The 17,512-nt window shown below is 59.2% G+C and carries 15 protein-coding genes; 9 read left to right on the top strand and 6 right to left on the bottom strand.

What is annotated here, in order from left to right; all coding sequences use genetic code 11:
* Positions 1 to 30 precede the first annotated feature (30 nt).
* Entirely contained in the window at positions 31 to 3,465 is a 3,435-nt protein-coding gene (locus tag CKW32_RS10100; RefSeq protein ID WP_143499359.1) for a hypothetical protein, read from the top strand.
* A gap of 221 nt (positions 3,466 to 3,686) precedes the next feature.
* On the opposite strand, the gene CKW32_RS10095 is transcribed toward CKW32_RS10100, so the two are convergent.
* Positions 3,687 to 4,637 (bottom strand): alpha-E domain-containing protein, encoded by a 951-nt coding sequence (locus CKW32_RS10095; RefSeq protein WP_032887395.1) that lies wholly within the window; start codon positions 4,635 to 4,637, stop codon positions 3,687 to 3,689.
* 3 nt (positions 4,638 to 4,640) lie between these two features.
* Positions 4,641 to 6,050 (bottom strand): circularly permuted type 2 ATP-grasp protein, encoded by a 1,410-nt coding sequence (locus CKW32_RS10090; protein ID WP_032887392.1) that lies wholly within the window; start codon positions 6,048 to 6,050, stop codon positions 4,641 to 4,643.
* Positions 6,051 to 6,482: 432 nt separating this feature from the next.
* On the opposite strand from CKW32_RS10090, the gene CKW32_RS10085 reads away from it, so the two are divergent.
* From CKW32_RS10085 to CKW32_RS28500, 3 genes are all read left to right on the top strand, one after another.
* Entirely contained in the window at positions 6,483 to 7,028 is a 546-nt protein-coding gene (locus tag CKW32_RS10085; protein ID WP_032887390.1) for a hypothetical protein, read from the top strand.
* Between the two features lie 68 nt (positions 7,029 to 7,096).
* Positions 7,097 to 7,309 carry a hypothetical protein gene (locus CKW32_RS10080; protein WP_095184792.1) on the top strand — a complete coding sequence of 71 codons (213 nt, stop codon included), beginning with the start codon at positions 7,097 to 7,099 and terminating at the stop codon, positions 7,307 to 7,309.
* An 11-nt stretch (positions 7,310 to 7,320) separates the two neighbouring features.
* Positions 7,321 to 7,455, top strand: coding sequence for a hypothetical protein (locus tag CKW32_RS28500; protein ID WP_256226451.1), 135 nt, complete (start codon positions 7,321 to 7,323; stop codon positions 7,453 to 7,455).
* A 5-nt stretch (positions 7,456 to 7,460) separates the two neighbouring features.
* Here the strand turns inward: CKW32_RS28500 and CKW32_RS10075 are convergent, their stop codons facing one another.
* From CKW32_RS10075 to CKW32_RS10060, 4 genes are all read right to left on the bottom strand, one after another.
* Complete coding sequence (locus tag CKW32_RS10075; protein WP_095184791.1) at positions 7,461 to 8,708, bottom strand: EAL domain-containing response regulator; 1,248 nt, start codon at positions 8,706 to 8,708, stop codon at positions 7,461 to 7,463.
* A 9-nt stretch (positions 8,709 to 8,717) separates the two neighbouring features.
* Positions 8,718 to 9,101, bottom strand: coding sequence for a response regulator (locus CKW32_RS10070; protein WP_032887385.1), 384 nt, complete (start codon positions 9,099 to 9,101; stop codon positions 8,718 to 8,720).
* Positions 9,086 to 10,444, bottom strand: coding sequence for a HAMP domain-containing sensor histidine kinase (locus CKW32_RS10065; RefSeq protein WP_095184790.1), 1,359 nt, complete (start codon positions 10,442 to 10,444; stop codon positions 9,086 to 9,088). Before CKW32_RS10065 ends, CKW32_RS10070 begins: the two co-directional genes overlap by 16 nt.
* A 249-nt stretch (positions 10,445 to 10,693) precedes the next feature.
* Positions 10,694 to 11,302, bottom strand: coding sequence for a hypothetical protein (locus CKW32_RS10060; RefSeq protein WP_241150156.1), 609 nt, complete (start codon positions 11,300 to 11,302; stop codon positions 10,694 to 10,696).
* A gap of 248 nt (positions 11,303 to 11,550) precedes the next feature.
* Here CKW32_RS10060 and CKW32_RS10055 point away from each other — a divergent pair, with 248 nt between their 5' ends.
* The 5 genes from CKW32_RS10055 to xylB are packed head-to-tail and all read left to right on the top strand — an operon-like array spanning position 11,551 to position 17,511.
* A complete protein-coding gene (locus CKW32_RS10055) occupies positions 11,551 to 13,083 on the top strand; it encodes a sugar ABC transporter ATP-binding protein (RefSeq protein ID WP_095184789.1) in 1,533 nt (510 codons plus the stop codon).
* A complete protein-coding gene (locus CKW32_RS10050) occupies positions 13,076 to 14,053 on the top strand; it encodes a ribose ABC transporter permease (protein WP_032887379.1) in 978 nt (325 codons plus the stop codon). The genes CKW32_RS10055 and CKW32_RS10050 overlap by 8 nt, the downstream gene beginning before the upstream one ends.
* A gap of 34 nt (positions 14,054 to 14,087) precedes the next feature.
* A complete protein-coding gene (locus CKW32_RS10045) occupies positions 14,088 to 15,020 on the top strand; it encodes an ABC transporter substrate-binding protein (protein ID WP_095184788.1) in 933 nt (310 codons plus the stop codon).
* Positions 15,021 to 15,041: 21 nt separating this feature from the next.
* Positions 15,042 to 16,034: a LacI family DNA-binding transcriptional regulator gene (locus CKW32_RS10040; protein WP_095184787.1), complete on the top strand. Its 993-nt coding sequence runs from the start codon at positions 15,042 to 15,044 to the stop codon at positions 16,032 to 16,034.
* Between the two features lie 16 nt (positions 16,035 to 16,050).
* Complete coding sequence (xylB, locus tag CKW32_RS10035) at positions 16,051 to 17,511, top strand: xylulokinase (RefSeq protein ID WP_095184786.1); 1,461 nt, start codon at positions 16,051 to 16,053, stop codon at positions 17,509 to 17,511.
* Position 17,512 lies beyond the last annotated feature (1 nt).

Below are 17,512 nucleotides of genomic sequence, written 5' to 3'. Positions count from 1 at the left end.
CCCTCACGGCGCCCTGCGAGTACTTTTGCCATGACCCGGAAAAAAAACCCTAAAGCCCTCTTACCCCCCATTGAAGTGTCGCTTTTGGAGTCTCCTTTCGAAGGCGATCCTGATGGCGCCCACGGTGGTATCGGCCTTCGGCATACGGAGGTTGATTTCATTGTTTACCTCAGAAACCCCAAAGACGGTGTCAACCCCGGTAGCGTTGCGTATCTCTATTGGGGCAACCGCAATGTTCCCGTAGCCTCTACCCAGATTCGCGAGGGTGAGGAACACCTGGACCGTATCCCTTTGACCGTCCCTGCCCATAAAGTCGTCCAATATTGGGCCAACCCGGTATTCGGCAAATTAAGACGTGCCAGTGGCAATGAGTCGTTTACCGAAGAGCGCAAGTACCGGGTTAGCCTGACGCGCCCCGGGGACCGTGACCCCAATAGCATATTGCCCGGCCACCAGGGGCTGGTGTATGTGGTTCCACCCTCCATATTGTTGAATGGCGTCAGCGAAGTCGATGCATTGGCAGGGGTCAATATCATCATCCGCCATTGGATTCACATGCATGCCTACGATCTGATCATTCTGGTCTGGGGGTCTCAGCGGGTACTCCATCGTGTGCAGCCTAACGAAGTAGGCCGTGATATTACGTTGACCGTTGACTACGCCACTATCAGTGCCGCAGGCAACAGCCGGGACACAAGAGTGGGTTATCAGGTCCGCGACGCCGGGGGTAACCAGCCGGATGAATGGGCACGTTGGTCGGCGACAACGTTGGTTGAAGTGCACCTGAATCAGATCCGCCCGGAAGCGCCGTGGCTGGCATTTCCAGGCACCGGCACCGACACAGTGATTGACCTGGCCGAACTGGGCAGTTGGGATGCACAAATCCAAGCGTGGATCACCAGCGCAGAGGTCGTCGCCTATTCAATACTGACGCTGATCTGGGCGGGTGTGGACCGCGAAGGGAACTCAATTCCTTATACAGAAACCAGGCCGCTGAATGCGCCGGGTGTCTACACATTCAATGTGCCTAATGCGCTGGTGGCTGCGATTGCCGACGGCTCCGTCAGCGTGCATATCTTGTTTCAACAAGGGACGATTGAGCAGCCTTCTAAAAAGCTTTACCTGGATGTGGTCGGCGAAATCGTCAGATGGCCAGCGCCGCAGATCAAGGAGGACCTGGGCGGCCACATCGAGCCTGATTTCGCTGCAACCGTGTATTTCCCCTTGCAACCCATTTGGCCGGCAAACGGCTATCTGGAAGTGATTTTCCGGGTCAGCAGCCCCGATATCACCATCGAGCATCGGGTGGGTCGCGAAGTCGACGATATTCCACCCAATCCCGACGGGGACATGGAGTTCATCGTATACCCTGACGAGCTTTCGCGTTTTGACGGACACCTGGTGGAAGTGTTCTACGCCCACACACGCCCTGGTAGTCGCCCGCAGGAATCCTTGCGGTTGCAAGTTGTTGTGGGCCAGCTTCAACGCACGATGCCTGCACCTATCATTGAGAAGGCGATCAGTGGTCAGTTGAATCCGGATGATATTGGCGCCTATGCCAAAGTGTTTGCACCATTTGCAGAAACAAAACGCGATTACTGGATCAGGATGCACTGGGTCGGGCCGAAGGCGCGTATCGAGGTGCCGGTGCAGGTGCCCGTAGACGGTGCCACCACCGAGCATTACATCGAAAGCTACTACGTCACCAGCAACCTGAATGAAACGGTGACGGTGTTCTACACGCTCAAGCGCGGCGATGAAGTTCCGCGTTACTCACAAACTACCGAGGTTCTGGTGAGCCAGGGTGTGGGCGAGCTGCCGTCGCCGACCTTGCTGGAAGCACAGGTGACCGGCCCAGGGACCGCTACGCTGGAACCGCTCAAGGTACAGAACGGCACGAAACTGGTGGTGACCTACCTTGGCATGCGGGGTACCGACTCCATCCAGGTCACCATGATCGGTGCAGGCAATGCTGGCTCGCCGACCATTCCGGCCAAACCCGGTAATGAAGCGCTGCAGAAGGTGGAGTTCGATATCACCAAAGCGGCAATACACGCCAATCTTCGTGACCAAGACACTACTGTCACATTCAAGTACGTGGTGACGCGCCTGGGCGCGGCATATCCATCAGACACCTTGACGGTAACGGTCAGGCCGGTACCGCTGGCCGAACTGGCCAAAACGGTACTTAAAATCAACGAAGCCAATGCTGGCACCCAGGTACTGGACCTGAGCAGCTTTTCAGGAGATGCCAGCGTCGCTGTCGGCATCTGGCCATTTATTACTGCATCTTACCCAGTGTGGTTGAGGTTGCTGGGTAAAACAGCCGGCAACGTTGACCATGATTGCTTGGTGTACAACGGGGCAGAAAGTTCGGCGGTTGACGCGACCTGGATCGCTGATGGGAAAGTCGAATCCAGTATCCTGCGGTCCTACCTGGATGGGTTGGGTAATGGCTCTTTGCTTAAGATGGAACTCAAGGCGGCGGTCAGTACTAGTAAGGTTGAAGCTGAGGCCCTGACTTTTCCGATAATGGAGTACAGGGTCAATACCTTGTCGGCCGAATTTCCTTTGCCCAGGCTGACCCAGGCAACCGGTACAGGGGTGGTAGTGTCTCTGGCGCCCTTGAATGCACAAAGCGGCGGCACGGTCTCGGTGGAGTACATGCCGATGTACACGACCGACAGCATCAAGGTCACGATGTTGGGGACTGCCGGTGCGGGTTCGCCAGTTATCGCAGCCAAGTTTGGGTTGACAGGTGGCGTGGTGACATTTGATATTCCCGTGACAGCAATTGCCGCGAACATTGGCAATACCAACAAAAGTTTCGCGCTTAAATATGAAGTAACGCGTGGGGGAGTAGTGCAGTCGTCGCAGGTGTTGACAGTGACAGTGACGCCAATACCAACAAGTGAACTGGCAAAAACGCTAATCCGAATTAATGAGGCGAACCAAACTACCAAGGTATTGGATCTATCGAGCGGTACGGCTAATAGGACGCTGCGGGTCGGCTCCTGGCCGTTCATTGCGACTAATTCTCCGGTTTGGATTGAATTCAGAGGCTTCAAGAGTGGAGGGGCAGCGCACAATCTCAAACACTGGAATGGTGGTGCTTCATATGTCAATGGTACCTGGTTCAGTCAGGGGTGGTGGCAAAGTGGAGTTAGCTATGCGTCGTACTTGAAAGAGTTGGGGCACAACACTGCACTGACACTGCATTTCAAAGCCGCTTTAGGCCCTGGCATAACAGAAGCGGACGCTATTGTCTTTCCTGTCGTGAGCTATACCGTCAACGCATCTTATGTGGGCGACCCACCCTGCAGCGCTAATGGCTACTTCCGAAGTGTGGTGCCAGGAAAGTACTATTATTGTTATTGGGATCCTTTCTCTTATCGCTGGTCGAAGACGATATTGAGCTGTGCTGCGGGTAAGGAGTTTGATAACGCGCAGCAGAAATGTATATAGCGTCGTACGGATGGGTGCTGAAAATGAAACAGGTACTTAACCTTAGTTCATTCCTCAGCACCCGCACCGTAAGAGGCTTATCCGACTCCGTGAACTGGCGTCCTTAAGGCACTCAGGCCATCAGCCGTTGAACGCTGGGAAGACCAGTCATCGCTTCAAAATAAAAGCGGCACGCAAGTAGGGCAATTATCTGAGTAAACAGACAAGTGGCTAAAGCCTCCTCAAACAACTTCCAAATAAGAACTATGAACCGCCCCCGCCAACTCCCTAACCGTCTCAATAAACTCCGTCAGCCGACTATGCAGCCCATCCTCCAGAATCTCATCAATCCCCGTATACCTCAGCCGCGCTTCAAACTCGGCGGCCAGGCGTTGCGCCGTACGCCCATAACTACCGGGCAAGTCCGCGAGGATATGACTCAACTCCTCGATACACGCATGCAGTGAACGCGGCACATCACTGCGCAACAGCAGTAACTCAGACACCGACCGAGCATTCAGCGCATTCGGGTACAGCTCGGTGTACGCCTCGAATGACGACAATGCGCGGAGCAGGGCGCTCCACTGGTAATAGCCGCGTGCCGAGAGGTCGCTGACTTCTTCGGACTCTTCGCCGAACATTTCGTAGCGTGCATCCAGCAGGCGCAGGGTGTTGTCCGCACGTTCGATGAAGGTGCCGAGTCGGATGAACCGATAGGCGTCGTTGCGCATGATGGTGCCGGAGGTCGCGCCGCGGAACAGGTGGGAACGCTGCTTGACCCAGTCACAGAAGTGGCTGATGCCGTGCCGCGCCAGGCCGCCGGCGGCGATGCTGCGCATTTCCAGCCAGGTGGCGTTGAGGTTTTCCCACATGTCGGCGGTGATGCGTCCGCGCACGGCGTGGGCGTTGCCCCGTGCGGCGCGCAGGCAGTTGTAGATACTGGCGGGGTTTTCTTCGTCGAGGGCGAAGAAGTGCAGCATGCGCTCGGCGTCCAGTTGCTTATGGCGCTCCAGATAACTCTCCAGCGTGCCGCTGCTGAGCAGCGACATGGCCAGTTCGTCTAGGCCATCGCTGCGTCCGGCCTGGGGCATCAACGACAGCGAATAACTGACTTCCAGCATGCGCGCCAGGTTCTCGGCGCGCTCCAGGTAGCGGGACATCCAGTACAGATCTGCGGCGGTTCTACTCAACATGATTCAGCCCTCCACCACCCAGGTGTCCTTGGTTCCGCCGCCTTGCGACGAGTTGACGATCAACGAGCCTTCACGCAGTGCCACCCGCGTGAGGCCACCGGGCACCAGGCGGGTTTCCTTACCCGAGAGCACGAACGGCCGCAGATCGATATGCCGGGGCGCAATGCCGTTTTCGACAAAGGTCGGGCAGGTGGACAGGCTTAGGGTCGGTTGGGCGATGTAGGCGTGAGGCCGCGCTTTGATGCGTTGACGGAAGTCCTCGATCTCGGCGGCAGTAGAAGCGGGGCCGACCAGCATGCCGTAGCCGCCGGAGCCTTGGGTTTCCTTGACCACCAGTTCCGGCAGGTGGGCCAGCACGTGGGACAACTCATCGGGTTTGCGGCACTGGAAGGTCGGTACGTTCTGCAGGATCGGTTCCTCGTCCAGGTAGAAACGGATCATTTCCGGCACGTACGGGTAGATCGACTTATCGTCCGCCACGCCGGTGCCGATGGCGTTGGCCAGCACCACGTTGCCGGCGCAGTAGGCGGCCACCAGGCCGGGCACGCCGAGCATCGAGTCCGGATTGAAGGCCTGTGGATCGAGGAAGGCGTCGTCAATGCGCCGGTAGATTACGTCCACGGCTTTCGGGCCGTCGGTGGTGCGCATGAACACCTTGAGGTCGTGCACGAACAGGTCGGCGCCTTCCACGAGTTCCACGCCCATTTCCCGGGCGAGGAAGGCATGTTCGAAGAATGCGCTGTTGAAGCGGCCGGGGGTCAGCACCACCACGTTGGGGTTGTCCAGGCGGCTTGAGCTTTTGAGGGTTTTGAGCAACAGGTTGGGGTAGTGGTCCACCGGTGCGATTCGCTGCTTGGCGAACACCTCGGGGAACAGGCGCATCATCATCTTGCGGTCTTCGAGCATGTAGCTCACGCCGCTGGGGGTACGCAGGTTGTCTTCGAGCACGTAGTAAGTGCCGTCGCCGTCGCGCACCAGGTCGACGCCGGAAATATGCGAGTAAATATCGCGGTGCAGGTCCAGCCCAACCATGGCCTTCTGATAACCCTCGTTGCCCAGCACCTGGTCGGCGGGAATGATCCCGGCCTTGATGATGCGTTGGTCGTGGTAGATATCGGCGAGGAACATGTTCAGCGCATTGACCCGCTGGATACAGCCGCGTTCGATCACGCTCCACTCACTGGCGGGGATGCTGCGGGGGATGATGTCGAAGGGAATCAGGCGCTCGGTGTCCTGCTCGTCACCATAGAGGGTAAAGGTGATCCCGGCGCGGTGAAACAGCAGGTCGGCTTCGCGGCGACGCTGGGCCAGCAGTTCCGGCGGCGTGTTGGCCAGCCAGCGGGAGAAATCCTGATAGTGCGCACGGCATACGCCATTTGCGTCATTCATTTCGTCAAAGAAAGATAGAGCCATTCCAGTACCTTGTCAGTGCCCAGGGTTGCGTGGGGGTGGCACTGCCGCTTCAAAAAACGCATGTTTTTATGAGCCTGTGGCGCAGAGTGCCAGCAGGCCTGGTCCTTACTTTCTTATGGGGTCGGCTCTGGGTCGGGCGGTAACGATTGCTCCTGTATCCGGGCAGATGAATGGGTTAAGCAATGCGTGTGCCGGAATGCCCTTGAGGTGACTGGGTTTGCTGTGGCGAGGGGGCAAACCTGCTCGCCACAGCGCGCCCAAACGCCATAAAGCCTGCTGGCCGAGTCAGCGCTTCCCAGCAGCAAGCCCTTCCTGACGCAGCCCATTCACCATAAAGAGGCAATGGGCGCCCTGGTGTGGTGCATGAACAAACTTGAACTTCATTCGCGCCCGGTTCTTCTAACGAAACTCGAATCCTTGTGGAGCACGCCCGTGCCCAGAATCATTTCACCCGATACACCCGAATCGAGCCTGGACGATCACAGCGAGCACACCGCCAAGATTTTCGGCTCGCCCAAGGACCGCCTGGACTTTTACCGTCGAGAAATTCAGTACGAAACCTCAATCCTGGCCAACCGTACCGACGCCTATCTGACAGCGCAGTCGTTTCTGGTGATTGCCTTTGTCTCCGGCATGGGCAACCTCAACCCCGAGTGGGGCAAGTTGTTTACCCTGGTGGTGCCGGTTTTCCTCGCTGCGCTCGGGATTCTCAGTTCCTTGAACGCCTGGCCGGGCATCCGCGCTGCGTATGACATCATCGATCACTGGCACTTCAAGCAGAGTGAGTTGCTGCGCAGCGAACCGATAATGGGCATGGCCTATGACGAATCACCACTGTTTTCCGAGATGGAGTCTTCCCATAAGGGCTACCGCAAGTCGCTGCTGTTCTCCATGCGCGCTCCGTGGCTGTTCATGGTGTTCTGGTTGCTGCTGGGCATCTATGCGTTTTACATCCAGGTCGACAATCCGATCCGCTAGGCAATTGGACGGAACTTCAACGCGCAGCGCGGCGCCTTAACCTTACAGATCCCAGTGAGAGGTGACCCATGAGCACATCCAACGATCCACAAGTCAGTAACCGTAACGATCCGGCGATTGACGGCGGCGAACCGGCCCCCGGCACCAGCGCTGACGCCCCCAAGGATCCCAAGGCCAAGAGCGATCCCAAGGCGAAGGACAACGACTACAGCCCTGATTTCAAGCCCGAGCGCGAGCCCAAGCCTGAAACGGATGCAGATATCGACACCCAAGGCGGTTAGAGGAGAAGGTCATGTCTAAAGAACTCGACGAAGAACTTAACGACCCAGGCAATGAAGATCCCGGGTCACTGATGGATGATGCCGAAGTCCCGCTTAATGATCTGGATGAAGCAGCCGATCTGGGCAACACCGAAGATCAGGAATGAGCCCGTTACTTAAGGCGCTCCAGCAATAGCCGCTCCAGCGCTACCACCGGCAACGGCCGGCTGAACAGATACCCTTGAATCTGATCACAGCCGGCCTCCTTCAAAAACGCCAGTTGCGCCTGGGTTTCCACGCCCTCGGCCACTACGCGCAATTTCAGACTGTGCGCCAGTTCAATGATGGTGCGGGTGATCGCCGCATCCTGCGGGTTGGTAGTGACCTCGCGGATGAACGCGATGTCGATTTTCAGCGTATCGATGGGAAACCTGCGCAGGTACGCCAGGCTTGAATAGCCGGTGCCGAAGTCATCAATGGAGATCTTCACGCCCATGGCGCGCAAGCGTTGCAGGCTGGCGATGGTGTGCTGGGTGTTTTCCATCAGCGAGCCTTCGGTCAGTTCCACTTCCAGCCAGTGCGCCTCAACCCCGGTGCTCTCCAGGCTATGGGCAATATCGGCAATCAGGTCGCCCTCGATTAACTGATGGCCGGACACGTTGACCGACACTTCTACCGCGCCGATGTCACTGCGTTGCCACTCGGCAATCTGCTGGCACACCTGCTCGATCACCCAACGCCCCACTGGTACGATCAGGCCCAGGCTTTCCAGGATCGGCACGAAGACCGCCGGGGACACCGCGCCATAATCGGGCCGGTCCCAGCGAAGCAAGGCTTCCAGTGCGCAGATATTGCCGTTGGCCAACTCGACCTTGGGCTGGTAGTGCAGGGCGAATTCGCCCCGCTCAATGGCCTCACGCAAGGCCTTCTCCATGTCTACGCGGACCAGATCATGCACATTGCCCTGGGTGGTATGCACGGTGTGCTGGTGCAACCGTTGCTCCAACTGCTCGCTGCGTTGTTTGAACTGGTCACCATGGGCCTTGAGCCGCAGCAGGTTGCGCACCCGCAGCCAGAGTTCCAAGTGCTCCACTGGCTTACTGAGGAACTCTTCGGCGCCGGTTTCCAAACCGCTGACCCGAGCGCTGATGTCGCTCAAGGCCGAAAGCATGATGATCGGGATGTTCGCCGTGGCCGGGTTGCCCTTGAGCTGGGTGGCGACTTCATAGCCGTCCATGCCCGGCATCATGATGTCCAACAGGATCAGATCCGGTGGTTGCTGCGCCACCAACTGCAACGCTTCTTCACCGCTGCAGGCGCTCAGGGTCAGGTAGCCCTCGTGTTGCAGCAGGGTTTCCAATAGCTTGCGAACCTGGGGTTCGTCGTCAACGATCAACAGCGTTGCGGGTGAGCTGGCCATGGAGAGGACTCATTCAGGAGGTGTGAGGGTTGGGTTCAGCAGGGTGTCGATCTCCTGGTACAGCTCCTTGTAGCGCAGGGGTTTGCTCACGTAGGCGTCGCATCCGGCGAGTCGGGCTTTTTCCCGGTCTTCCTTCATCGCCATGGCGGTGAGGGCGATCACCGGGATGTGAGCGGTGTGAGGGTCTTGCTTGAGCAGGCGAGTGGCTGCCAGGCCATCCATGCCTGGCAATTGAATGTCCATCAAAATCAGAGCCGGCTGGTGTTCGCGGGCCATGGTCAGGCCGCTCTCGGCGTCGGCGGCCCACAGCACAATGTGGCCGGCGTTGACCAGCAGTAAGCGCGCAAGACGCATGTTGGCTTCGTTGTCTTCGACAATCAGGATGTTGGCCATGTGGCCTCCACAGTAGCGGCGGCGCGATGCAGCGGCAGCCACACCACAAAGCGTGCGCCCAGGCCTTCGCGGCTGGCCACGGCAACGCTGCCGCCCTGCAGATCGGTGAGCTGCTTGACCATCGCCAGGCCCAGGCCGGTGCCTTCGAATTTGCGTGCCAGGCTGCTGTCGATCTGGCTGAACGCCTTGAACAGCTTGCCAATGTCATCCGGGGCAATCCCGATACCGCTGTCGCTGACGCTCAACTCAAGAAAGCGGCGGTGCGCGCTGGGTTGCAGGGCAAAGCCATGCACCGGCCAATCGCCGGCGACCAGCCCCACCTCATCGCGGCTGACCTCACGCACCGCCAGGGTCACGTCGCTGCCGTGGGCGCTGAACTTCACCGCATTGGCCAGCAGGTTGTAGACGATTTGCTTGGTCTTGCGCAGGTCCAGGATCAGCGTGCCCAGGTCGTCCTGGCTATCGAGTTTGAGTTGGATACGCTGCAGGGCGGCTTTTTCGCGCACGATCAACAGGCTGTTGGCCAATAAACCCGCCAGCTCCACCGGCTCCAGTTCCAGGTCCATCATCCCGGCCTCGACCTTGGACAGGTCAAGGATGTCGTTGATCAGCGACAGCAAGTGCTGCCCACTGGTGAAAATGTCACCGATGTACTCGCGCTGGACATCAGTCATGTCGCCCACCAGCCCGTCCTTCAGCGCCTCGGAAAAGCCGATCACCGCGTTCAACGGCGTACGCAATTCGTGGGACATGGTCGCGAGGAACTCGGACTTCATGTGGTTGGCGTGTTCCAGCTCCAGATTCTTTTCTTCCAGGGCGCGCTCAAAGCCTTTGCGCTCGGCTTCTTCCTGTTTGCGCGCAGTGTTGTCGGTACCGATCAGCAGGTAGCCGATGATCGTGTCATTGCGATTGCGCAATGCCGTCACCGAGACCATCGCCGATAGCCGACTGCCGTCCTTGCGGATATAGGTCAGCTCGTAGATGTCCTCGATGCCGCGCGAGGCCTTGAACACCAGCGCTTCGAACCCCGGGGTGATCGGCGTATCCAGTTCCTCGCTGAGGGCCGCCGCGCGGGTGATCAGCTCGGCAGGGTCGGAAATGTCAGCGGGGGTGATGCGGTTGACCACATCGACAGCGGCATAACCGAGCATGCGTTCGGCGCCGACATTGAAGATCTGGATCACGCCTTTTTCATCGGTAGCGATGCTGGAGAAATAAGCGCTATTGAAGATGGCGTCTTGCAGCGCGCCCGTCTTGAGCAGGGTTTTCTGGCGTTTGAATTCGACGATTTTTTCAGCGCGTGACTGCGGTTCGCTGGGGTGGTCGGTTGAGCTTTTATCCATCGTGGTGGGGTTCCGTGAACGTAAGGCCCGCCATCGTCAGTGGGCGAGGGCGCAGAGCATGCTCACAGAAGATCGCGATGAAGCGACGAGGAGGAGATGAGGTCCTTGGACAATAGCAGACATTATGGCGATTTGATGTCTTGGTCTATCTCTTCGGATTGGAAGGCACTCATATGAGTGCCTTTGAGGCTTGTCGCTAATGAATCGTTTCACTCATGGATAAACGACCTGCGCCAGCGCTGGTTTACCTCAGCGCAGACCGAACATGAATTCTCTTTGTGGGCAATTGCTGCTTCTGGCCTTAACGGCCATGTTGAGATTGCGCAGTTCGTTGCAAATCTGCGCGATGTTTTTCGGCGTGACGTAAAGGTTGTTGGAAAACCATAGGTGCTTGGCAGTGGGTAAGTTTTTCAGGGCTCCGCCCGCCGTGAGTATTCGCAAAACGATGGTGGAGCAGTTTTTGCGGAACAAATCGTAATGGGCGTTGGTTTTGTTGCGTATTTTGAACCACTCGGCCCGCATGTTCGCCACGTCCAGCCCGGAAATTGTATAGACCAGATGGGGAGGGCTGCCTTCGGCGCTTATGTCCGACTCCAGGAACAGGTTGCGTCCTTGCGGCTGCTTGCCTAACCACTGCGCGTCACTTTCCGGCCACCAACTCACGTAGTTGGTATTGACATGCTCGATCGCCCCCCTGTCGACATGCCGTGCCTCTCTATTTGCATACGCGTAGTAATTGCGCTCTATATTTTTTCCGATATGTGGGTCGCCGATGTACAGGGCGGCGTGGCCGACGTTTGTCTCTTGCTTAGCAAATACGGGAAACCAGATATAAACGACGGCGCTGGAAAGGGGCATGGTCTTCGATTTTTTCCGCGTGAATGAGGGGCGCGCATTCTAGTCAGGTCATCTGTCTTTGCCCCTTACCCTACGGGCATAGGGTTGTAACCAAATCCATCCTGCTACCCGCAAAATTTCACCAAACAGCTTGGTGAAACGTTTCTTCAATGACAAAAATGCCTAAGCAAGCGCTTGCGTACGAAAATGTATCTGGATTAGAGTCGGCCTCGCTTAACCACAAAAATAATAAAACCAGGAGCTCAGCCATGAGCCTTGAACCCTTGCTTGAGATGCAGGGCATCAGTAAAACCTTCAGCGGTTTGCGCGTGCTCAAAAGTGTCGGCCTGAAGGTCTACCCCGGCGAAATCCACGCCTTGATGGGGGAGAACGGCGCCGGCAAATCGACGCTGATGAAAATCCTTTCCGGCGCCTACCAGGCCGACCCCGGCGGCGAAATTCGCATCAGCGGCCAAGCCATCGCCACTTACAACCCCGCCACCGCCAAAGCCCTCGGCATCGCCGTGATCTATCAAGAGCTGAGCCTGTGCCCGAACCTGAGTGTGGCCGAGAACATCTACCTGGGTCGTGAGCTGCGCCGAGGCTGGACCATCGACCGCAAAGGCATGCAGGCCGGCTGCGTCGAAGTGCTGCAACGCCTGGGAGCGGAGTTCACGCCGGCAACTCAGGTCAGCAGCCTGTCGATTGCCGAGCGCCAACTGGTGGAAATCGCCCGCGCCTTGCACGCCCACGCCAAAATCCTGGTGATGGACGAACCCACTACGCCACTCTCGTCCCGCGAGACCGACCGGCTGTTCGCGCTGATCAAGCAACTGCGCAGCCAAGGGTTGGCGATCATCTATATCAGCCACCGTATGGCCGAGATCTATGAACTGTCGGACCGCGTCTCGGTGTTGCGCGATGGCCAGTACATCGGCGAACTCACCCGCGATGCGCTGTCGGCCGAGGTGCTGGTGAAGATGATGGTGGGCCGTGACCTGTCCGGTTTCTATAAGAAAGAACACGCCGCCTACAACCCCGGCAACGTGGTGATGCGCGTGCGCGACATGGCCGATGGCAAACGCGTGCGCAACTGCAGTTTCGATTTACACGCCGGTGAAGTGCTGGGCATCGCCGGACTGGTGGGGGCAGGGCGCACCGAGCTGGCGCGGCTGATCTTCGCTGCCGACCCTCGCACCAGCGGCACCCTGGAAGTGGTGGGCAAGACCGTCACCCAACTGCGCACCCCGGCGGACGCGATTCGCGCCGGCGTGGTGTACCTCACCGAAGACCGCAAGGCCCAGGGCCTTTTCCTGGATATGAGCGTGGCCGACAACATCAACGTCTGCGCCTGTGTGCCGGATGCCCATGCCGGCGGCTTGCTGGATCGCGGTCATGCGGCGCAGCGCTCGAATGACGCTATCAAGTCCCTGTCGATTCGCGTCGCGTCGGGCAAGGTCAATGTCGGCGCGCTGTCCGGCGGCAACCAGCAAAAGGTGTTGCTGGCACGGCTGTTGGAGGTCAAGCCCCATGTGCTCATCCTCGACGAACCGACGCGGGGCGTAGACATCGGCTCCAAGTCCGAGATTTACCGCATCATCAATCAACTGGCCCAGGCCGGCGTGGGCATTGTGGTGATTTCCAGCGAACTGCCGGAAATCATCGGCACCTGCGACCGGGTGCTGATCATGCGCGAAGGCCAGTTGGTGGCCGAAGTCGGCGGGGCTTCCGGCCACGCTATTTCCCAGGAACGTATTATTGACCTCGCCACCGGTGGCGATCAGGTGGTTGCCCATGGCTGATTCGATGATTGCAACAACAGGCAAGGCAGAGCGCGTGCGCGAACTAATGCGCACGGTCGGCATGTTGCCGGTGCTGATATTGCTGCTGGTGGGCTTCGCCCTGGCCAGCGAGAACTTCCTGACGGTGCAAAACCTGTCGATCATCACCCAGCAGGCCTCGGTCAACGTGGTGCTCGCGGCGGGCATGACCTTCGTGATCCTCACGGCGGGCATCGACCTGTCGGTGGGGGCGATTCTAGCGGCGTCCGCCGTGGTGGCATTGCAGGCGTCAATGTCGCCGCAGTTCGGTATGTTCGGGATTGCCGCCGGGATTGGCTTTGGCCTGTTGCTGGGGCTGGTCAACGGCGGGCTGATCGCCTTTATGCGCCTGCCGCCGTTTATCGTCACACTCGGTGCACTCACCGCGATGCGCGGCCTCGCACGGTTGCTGGCGGATGACAAAACCGTGTTCAACCCCGACCTGCCCTTTGCGTTTATCGGTAACGATTCGATCCTTGGCGTGCCGTGGCTGGTGGTGATCGCCGTGGCAGTGGTGGCGTTGTCGTGGTTCATCCTGCGCCGCACCGTGATGGGCGTGCAGATCTACTCGGTGGGCGGCAACCCAGAAGCCGCGCGGCTGTCCGGGATCAAGGTGTGGAAAGTGCTGCTGTTTGTCTACGCCATGTCCGGTGCGTTGGCCGGGCTTGGCGCGGTGATGAGCGCCTCGCGCCTGTTTGCCGCCAATGGCCTGCAACTCGGGCAATCCTATGAGCTGGATGCGATTGCGGCGGTGATCCTCGGCGGCACCAGTTTTACCGGCGGCGTGGGCACCATTGGAGGCACGCTGATCGGCGCGCTGATTATCGCGGTGCTCACCAATGGCCTGGTGCTGCTGGGCGTGTCGGATATCTGGCAGTACATCATCAAGGGCATCGTGATCATTGGCGCCGTGGCGCTGGATCGTTATCGCCAGTCCGGTGCGCGGACCTGATTTCACTCATACAACAATCACAAGAGAGACTCCCATGAAGCTTAAACACCTGTTTCCTGTCATTGCCTTGGCCGCCCTGATGTCGCAAGCCGTGGAGGCTCGGGAGCTCAAAGCCCTCGGCATCAGCATGGGCTCGTTGGGTAACCCGTATTTCGTGACCCTGGCCGACGGCGCAACCGCCCGCGCCAAGGAGTTGAATCCCAACGTCAAGGTCACCTCGGTGTCGGCCGACTATGACCTGAGCAAGCAGTTTTCGCAGATCGATAACTTCATTTCGTCCAAGGTCGACCTCATCCTGATCAACGCCGTCGACCCCTCCGCCATGGCCTCGGCGATCAAGAAAGCCCGCGACGCCGGTATTGTCGTGGTCGCGGTGGATGTGGACGCCAAAGGCGTGAATGCCACCGTGCAGACCGACAACGTCGAAGCCGGCAAGCTCGCTTGCCAGTACCTGGTGGACAAGCTCTCGGGCAAAGGCAATGTGATTATCCAGAACGGCCCGCAAGTGACCGCTGTGACCGATCGCGTCAAAGGCTGTAAGGCTGCACTGGCCGGGGCGCCAGAGATCAAGGTGCTCTCCGACGACCAGGACGGCAAAGGCTCCCGCGAGGGCGGCTTGAACGTGATGCAGGGTTATCTGACACGCTTCGCCAAAATTGACGGCCTGTTCGCAATCAACGACCCGCAAGCCATCGGCAGCGACCTGGCGGCCAAACAGCTCAAGCGCAGCGGCATCATCATTACCTCGGTGGACGGCGCGCCGGATATCGAGAACGCCCTGAAGACCGACACCCAGATCCAGGCGTCCGCCAGCCAGGACCCATGGGCCATGGCCCAGACTGCCGTGAACGTAGGCAATGACATTCTCAATGACAAAGCCCCGGCCGAAGCGGTTACCCTGCTGACCCCCAAACTAATCACCCGCGACAACATCGGTACGTACAGCGGTTGGTCCAGTAAACATTGATCTATTGAGAGGAACGGCGCCGTGGTCACCATGGATGACGTGGCAAGCAGGGCGGGGGTGTCGACGTCGACCGTGTCCCACGTGTTGAACGGCACCCGCAAAGTCAGCCCGGCCACGGTGCAGGCGGTGCAGCGGGCGATCCAGGCGTTGGGGTATATCCCTAATACCCTGGCGCGCTCGCTGGCCCGCTCCAGTACCAACACCCTTGGCGTGGCGATCTCGGCGTTGTCCAACCATTACTTCAGCGAAACCGTGCACGCGATTGAAACCGAGTGCGCCAAACACGGCTACATGATGCTGTTTGTCGATACCCATGATGACCCGGAGCAGGAATTGCGGGTGGTCACGGCGCTGCATCATCGACGGGTCGATGGGATTGTCCTGGCGCCGTCCAACGGCTCGATGGCCCTGGCGTATTTGCAGGCCAACGAGATTCCAGCGGTGTTGGTGGATCGCATGATGAGTGAGCACTTCGATCAAGTCGGGGTGGAGAATGCCCAACCGACCCAGGCCCTGATTGAACACCTGATTGCCCATGGGCATCGCCGTATCGGTTTCATCGCCGGACGTGCCGGATTCAGCACCACGGATGAGCGAGTGGCGGGGTACAAAGCCGCTTTGCAAGCGGCGGGGTTGGTGTTTGATCCGCAACTGCTGGTCGACGGCGGCTCCAACACTGAGCCGGCACGCCAGGCCACCGTTCAGTTGCTGGGCTTGGCTGCGCCGCCCACGGCGATCATGGCCGGCAATAACCTGATGACCCTCGGTGCCATGCAGGCACTGCGGGAGGCGCAGATCGATGTGCCGGGGCAAATGGCCCTGGTGGGGTTCGATGATTTCGATTGGGCGGATTTGTTTGTGCCGCGTCTGAGCCTGATCGCGCAACCGGTCAAGGCCCTCGGCGCACGCGCGGTCGAGTTGCTGCTGCAGCGCATGGCTGCGCCCGGCGCGCCACCCCAGAGCGTACGACTGGCACCCACCCTGCAATTACGTAACTCCTGCGGCTGTGATTGATTGGAATAACGCACGTATGAACAGTCCTGTTTCCCTCGGAATCGACCTCGGCACTTCGGAACTCAAGGCCATCCTCATGGATACCGGCGGTGCTGTACTGGCCCATGCCGGCGTGCGCTTGAGCGTGTCACGGCGCCACAGCGGTTGGTCCGAACAGGCTCCGGAAGATTGGTGGCAGGCGTGCCTGCAGGCCTTGGACCAATTGCGCCAGCATGAAGCGTTTGCCCGAGTGGCCTGTATCGGGCTGTCCGGGCAGATGCACGGTGCGGTTTTACTTGGCGATGACGACCGTGTGCTGTACCCGGCAATCCTGTGGGACGACTCCCGCGCCGTGGCCGAAGCCGAACAGTTGGGGCCGACCTTTGCCGAAGTCACGGGCAGTTTGCCCATGGCCGGGCTGACTGCACCCAAGTTGCTGTGGCTGCAACAGCACGAACCTGAGGTATTCAACGCGATTGACTGTGTGCTGTCGCCCAAGGACTACCTGCGTTTGCGGCTCAGTGGCGAGCGGATCAGCGAAATGTCCGATGCGGCGGGTACGCTGTGGCTGGACGTGGCGCAACGTGAGTGGTTCGCCCCGATGCTGCATGCAACGGGCCTCACGCCTGCGCAGATGCCCCGGTTGGTGGAAGGTGGCGCCGCGAGTGCGTGCGTGACGCTCAGTGGACTGGGCTTGCCGACAAACGTGGTGATCGCCGGTGGTGGCGGCGATAACCCGGTGGCCGCAGTGGGTATGGGGGCGATCAATGCCGGTGATGCGTTTATCACCCTTGGTACCAGCGCGGCCCTGGTCGCGATCACCGATCGCGCTGCCGGTAACCCGGCCAGCGCTGTGCACAGTTTCTGCCACGCGCTGCCCAACCGCTGGTACACCATGGGCGCCATGCTCGCCGGCGCCAGTTGCCTGCGCTGGATCACTCGGCTCACCGGGACGGCGGATGAGCAAACGCTGTTGAATCAGGTGCAGGCGCAATTCCCGATCGGACAGCCGGTGCCGTTGGATACGCCGCTGTTTCTGCCTTACCTGGCCGGTGAGCGTACGCCCCATAACGATCCATTGTTGCGGGGTGGGTTTATGAACCTCGGTCACGACTGCAACCCCGCCATGCTCGGTTATGCAGTGATGGAGGGCGTGGGCTTTGGCCTGCTGGATGCGTTGCGCGCGGTGCAATCCGCCGGCGCCAGTGTTGGCGCCTGTGCGCTGGTGGGCGGTGGTGCGCGCAGCGAGTACTGGGCCCAACTGCTGGCCAACATCCTCCAGCGGGAAGTCCATACCCTGCACGGCAGCGAACTGAGTGCGTGTATTGGGGCGGCGAAGCTGGGGTTTCTGGCGATGGGGCAGGGCGCGGAGTTGTTGCAGGCGGGTATGCCGGTGAAGGCGCGGTACCTGCCAAATGCAACGCACGATCTGATACTCCAGGCGCGCTATAGGAAATTCACAGGGTTATTGACGGCGGCAAAAGCGCTGAACAAGTAAA

This window comes from Pseudomonas sp. Irchel 3H9 (assembly GCF_900187495.1).
GTDB lineage: Bacteria > Pseudomonadota > Gammaproteobacteria > Pseudomonadales > Pseudomonadaceae > Aquipseudomonas > Aquipseudomonas sivasensis.
The sequence above is the reverse complement of the archived record's forward strand: the minus strand, read 5'-3'. Positions and strand labels throughout refer to the sequence as shown.

Bases quoted from the DNA above. Each gene is read 5' to 3' on its own strand.
- CKW32_RS10075 (WP_095184791.1), bottom strand. From the start codon at position 8,708: ATGGCCAGCTCACCCGCAACGCTGTTGATCGTTGACGACGAACCCCAG.
- CKW32_RS10080 (WP_095184792.1), top strand. From the start codon at position 7,097: ATGAGCACATCCAACGATCCACAAGTCAGTAACCGTAACGATCCGGCG.
- CKW32_RS28500 (WP_256226451.1), top strand. From the start codon at position 7,321: ATGTCTAAAGAACTCGACGAAGAACTTAACGACCCAGGCAATGAAGAT.
- xylB (WP_095184786.1), top strand. From the start codon at position 16,051: ATGAACAGTCCTGTTTCCCTCGGAATCGACCTCGGCACTTCGGAACTC.
- CKW32_RS10050 (WP_032887379.1), top strand. From the start codon at position 13,076: ATGGCTGATTCGATGATTGCAACAACAGGCAAGGCAGAGCGCGTGCGC.
- CKW32_RS10100 (WP_143499359.1), top strand. From the start codon at position 31: ATGACCCGGAAAAAAAACCCTAAAGCCCTCTTACCCCCCATTGAAGTG.
- CKW32_RS10055 (WP_095184789.1), top strand. From the start codon at position 11,551: ATGAGCCTTGAACCCTTGCTTGAGATGCAGGGCATCAGTAAAACCTTC.
- CKW32_RS10065 (WP_095184790.1), bottom strand. From the start codon at position 10,444: ATGGATAAAAGCTCAACCGACCACCCCAGCGAACCGCAGTCACGCGCT.
- CKW32_RS10060 (WP_241150156.1), bottom strand. From the start codon at position 11,302: ATGCCCCTTTCCAGCGCCGTCGTTTATATCTGGTTTCCCGTATTTGCT.
- CKW32_RS10090 (WP_032887392.1), bottom strand. From the start codon at position 6,050: ATGGCTCTATCTTTCTTTGACGAAATGAATGACGCAAATGGCGTATGC.
- CKW32_RS10070 (WP_032887385.1), bottom strand. From the start codon at position 9,101: ATGGCCAACATCCTGATTGTCGAAGACAACGAAGCCAACATGCGTCTT.
- CKW32_RS10095 (WP_032887395.1), bottom strand. From the start codon at position 4,637: ATGTTGAGTAGAACCGCCGCAGATCTGTACTGGATGTCCCGCTACCTG.
- CKW32_RS10045 (WP_095184788.1), top strand. From the start codon at position 14,088: ATGAAGCTTAAACACCTGTTTCCTGTCATTGCCTTGGCCGCCCTGATG.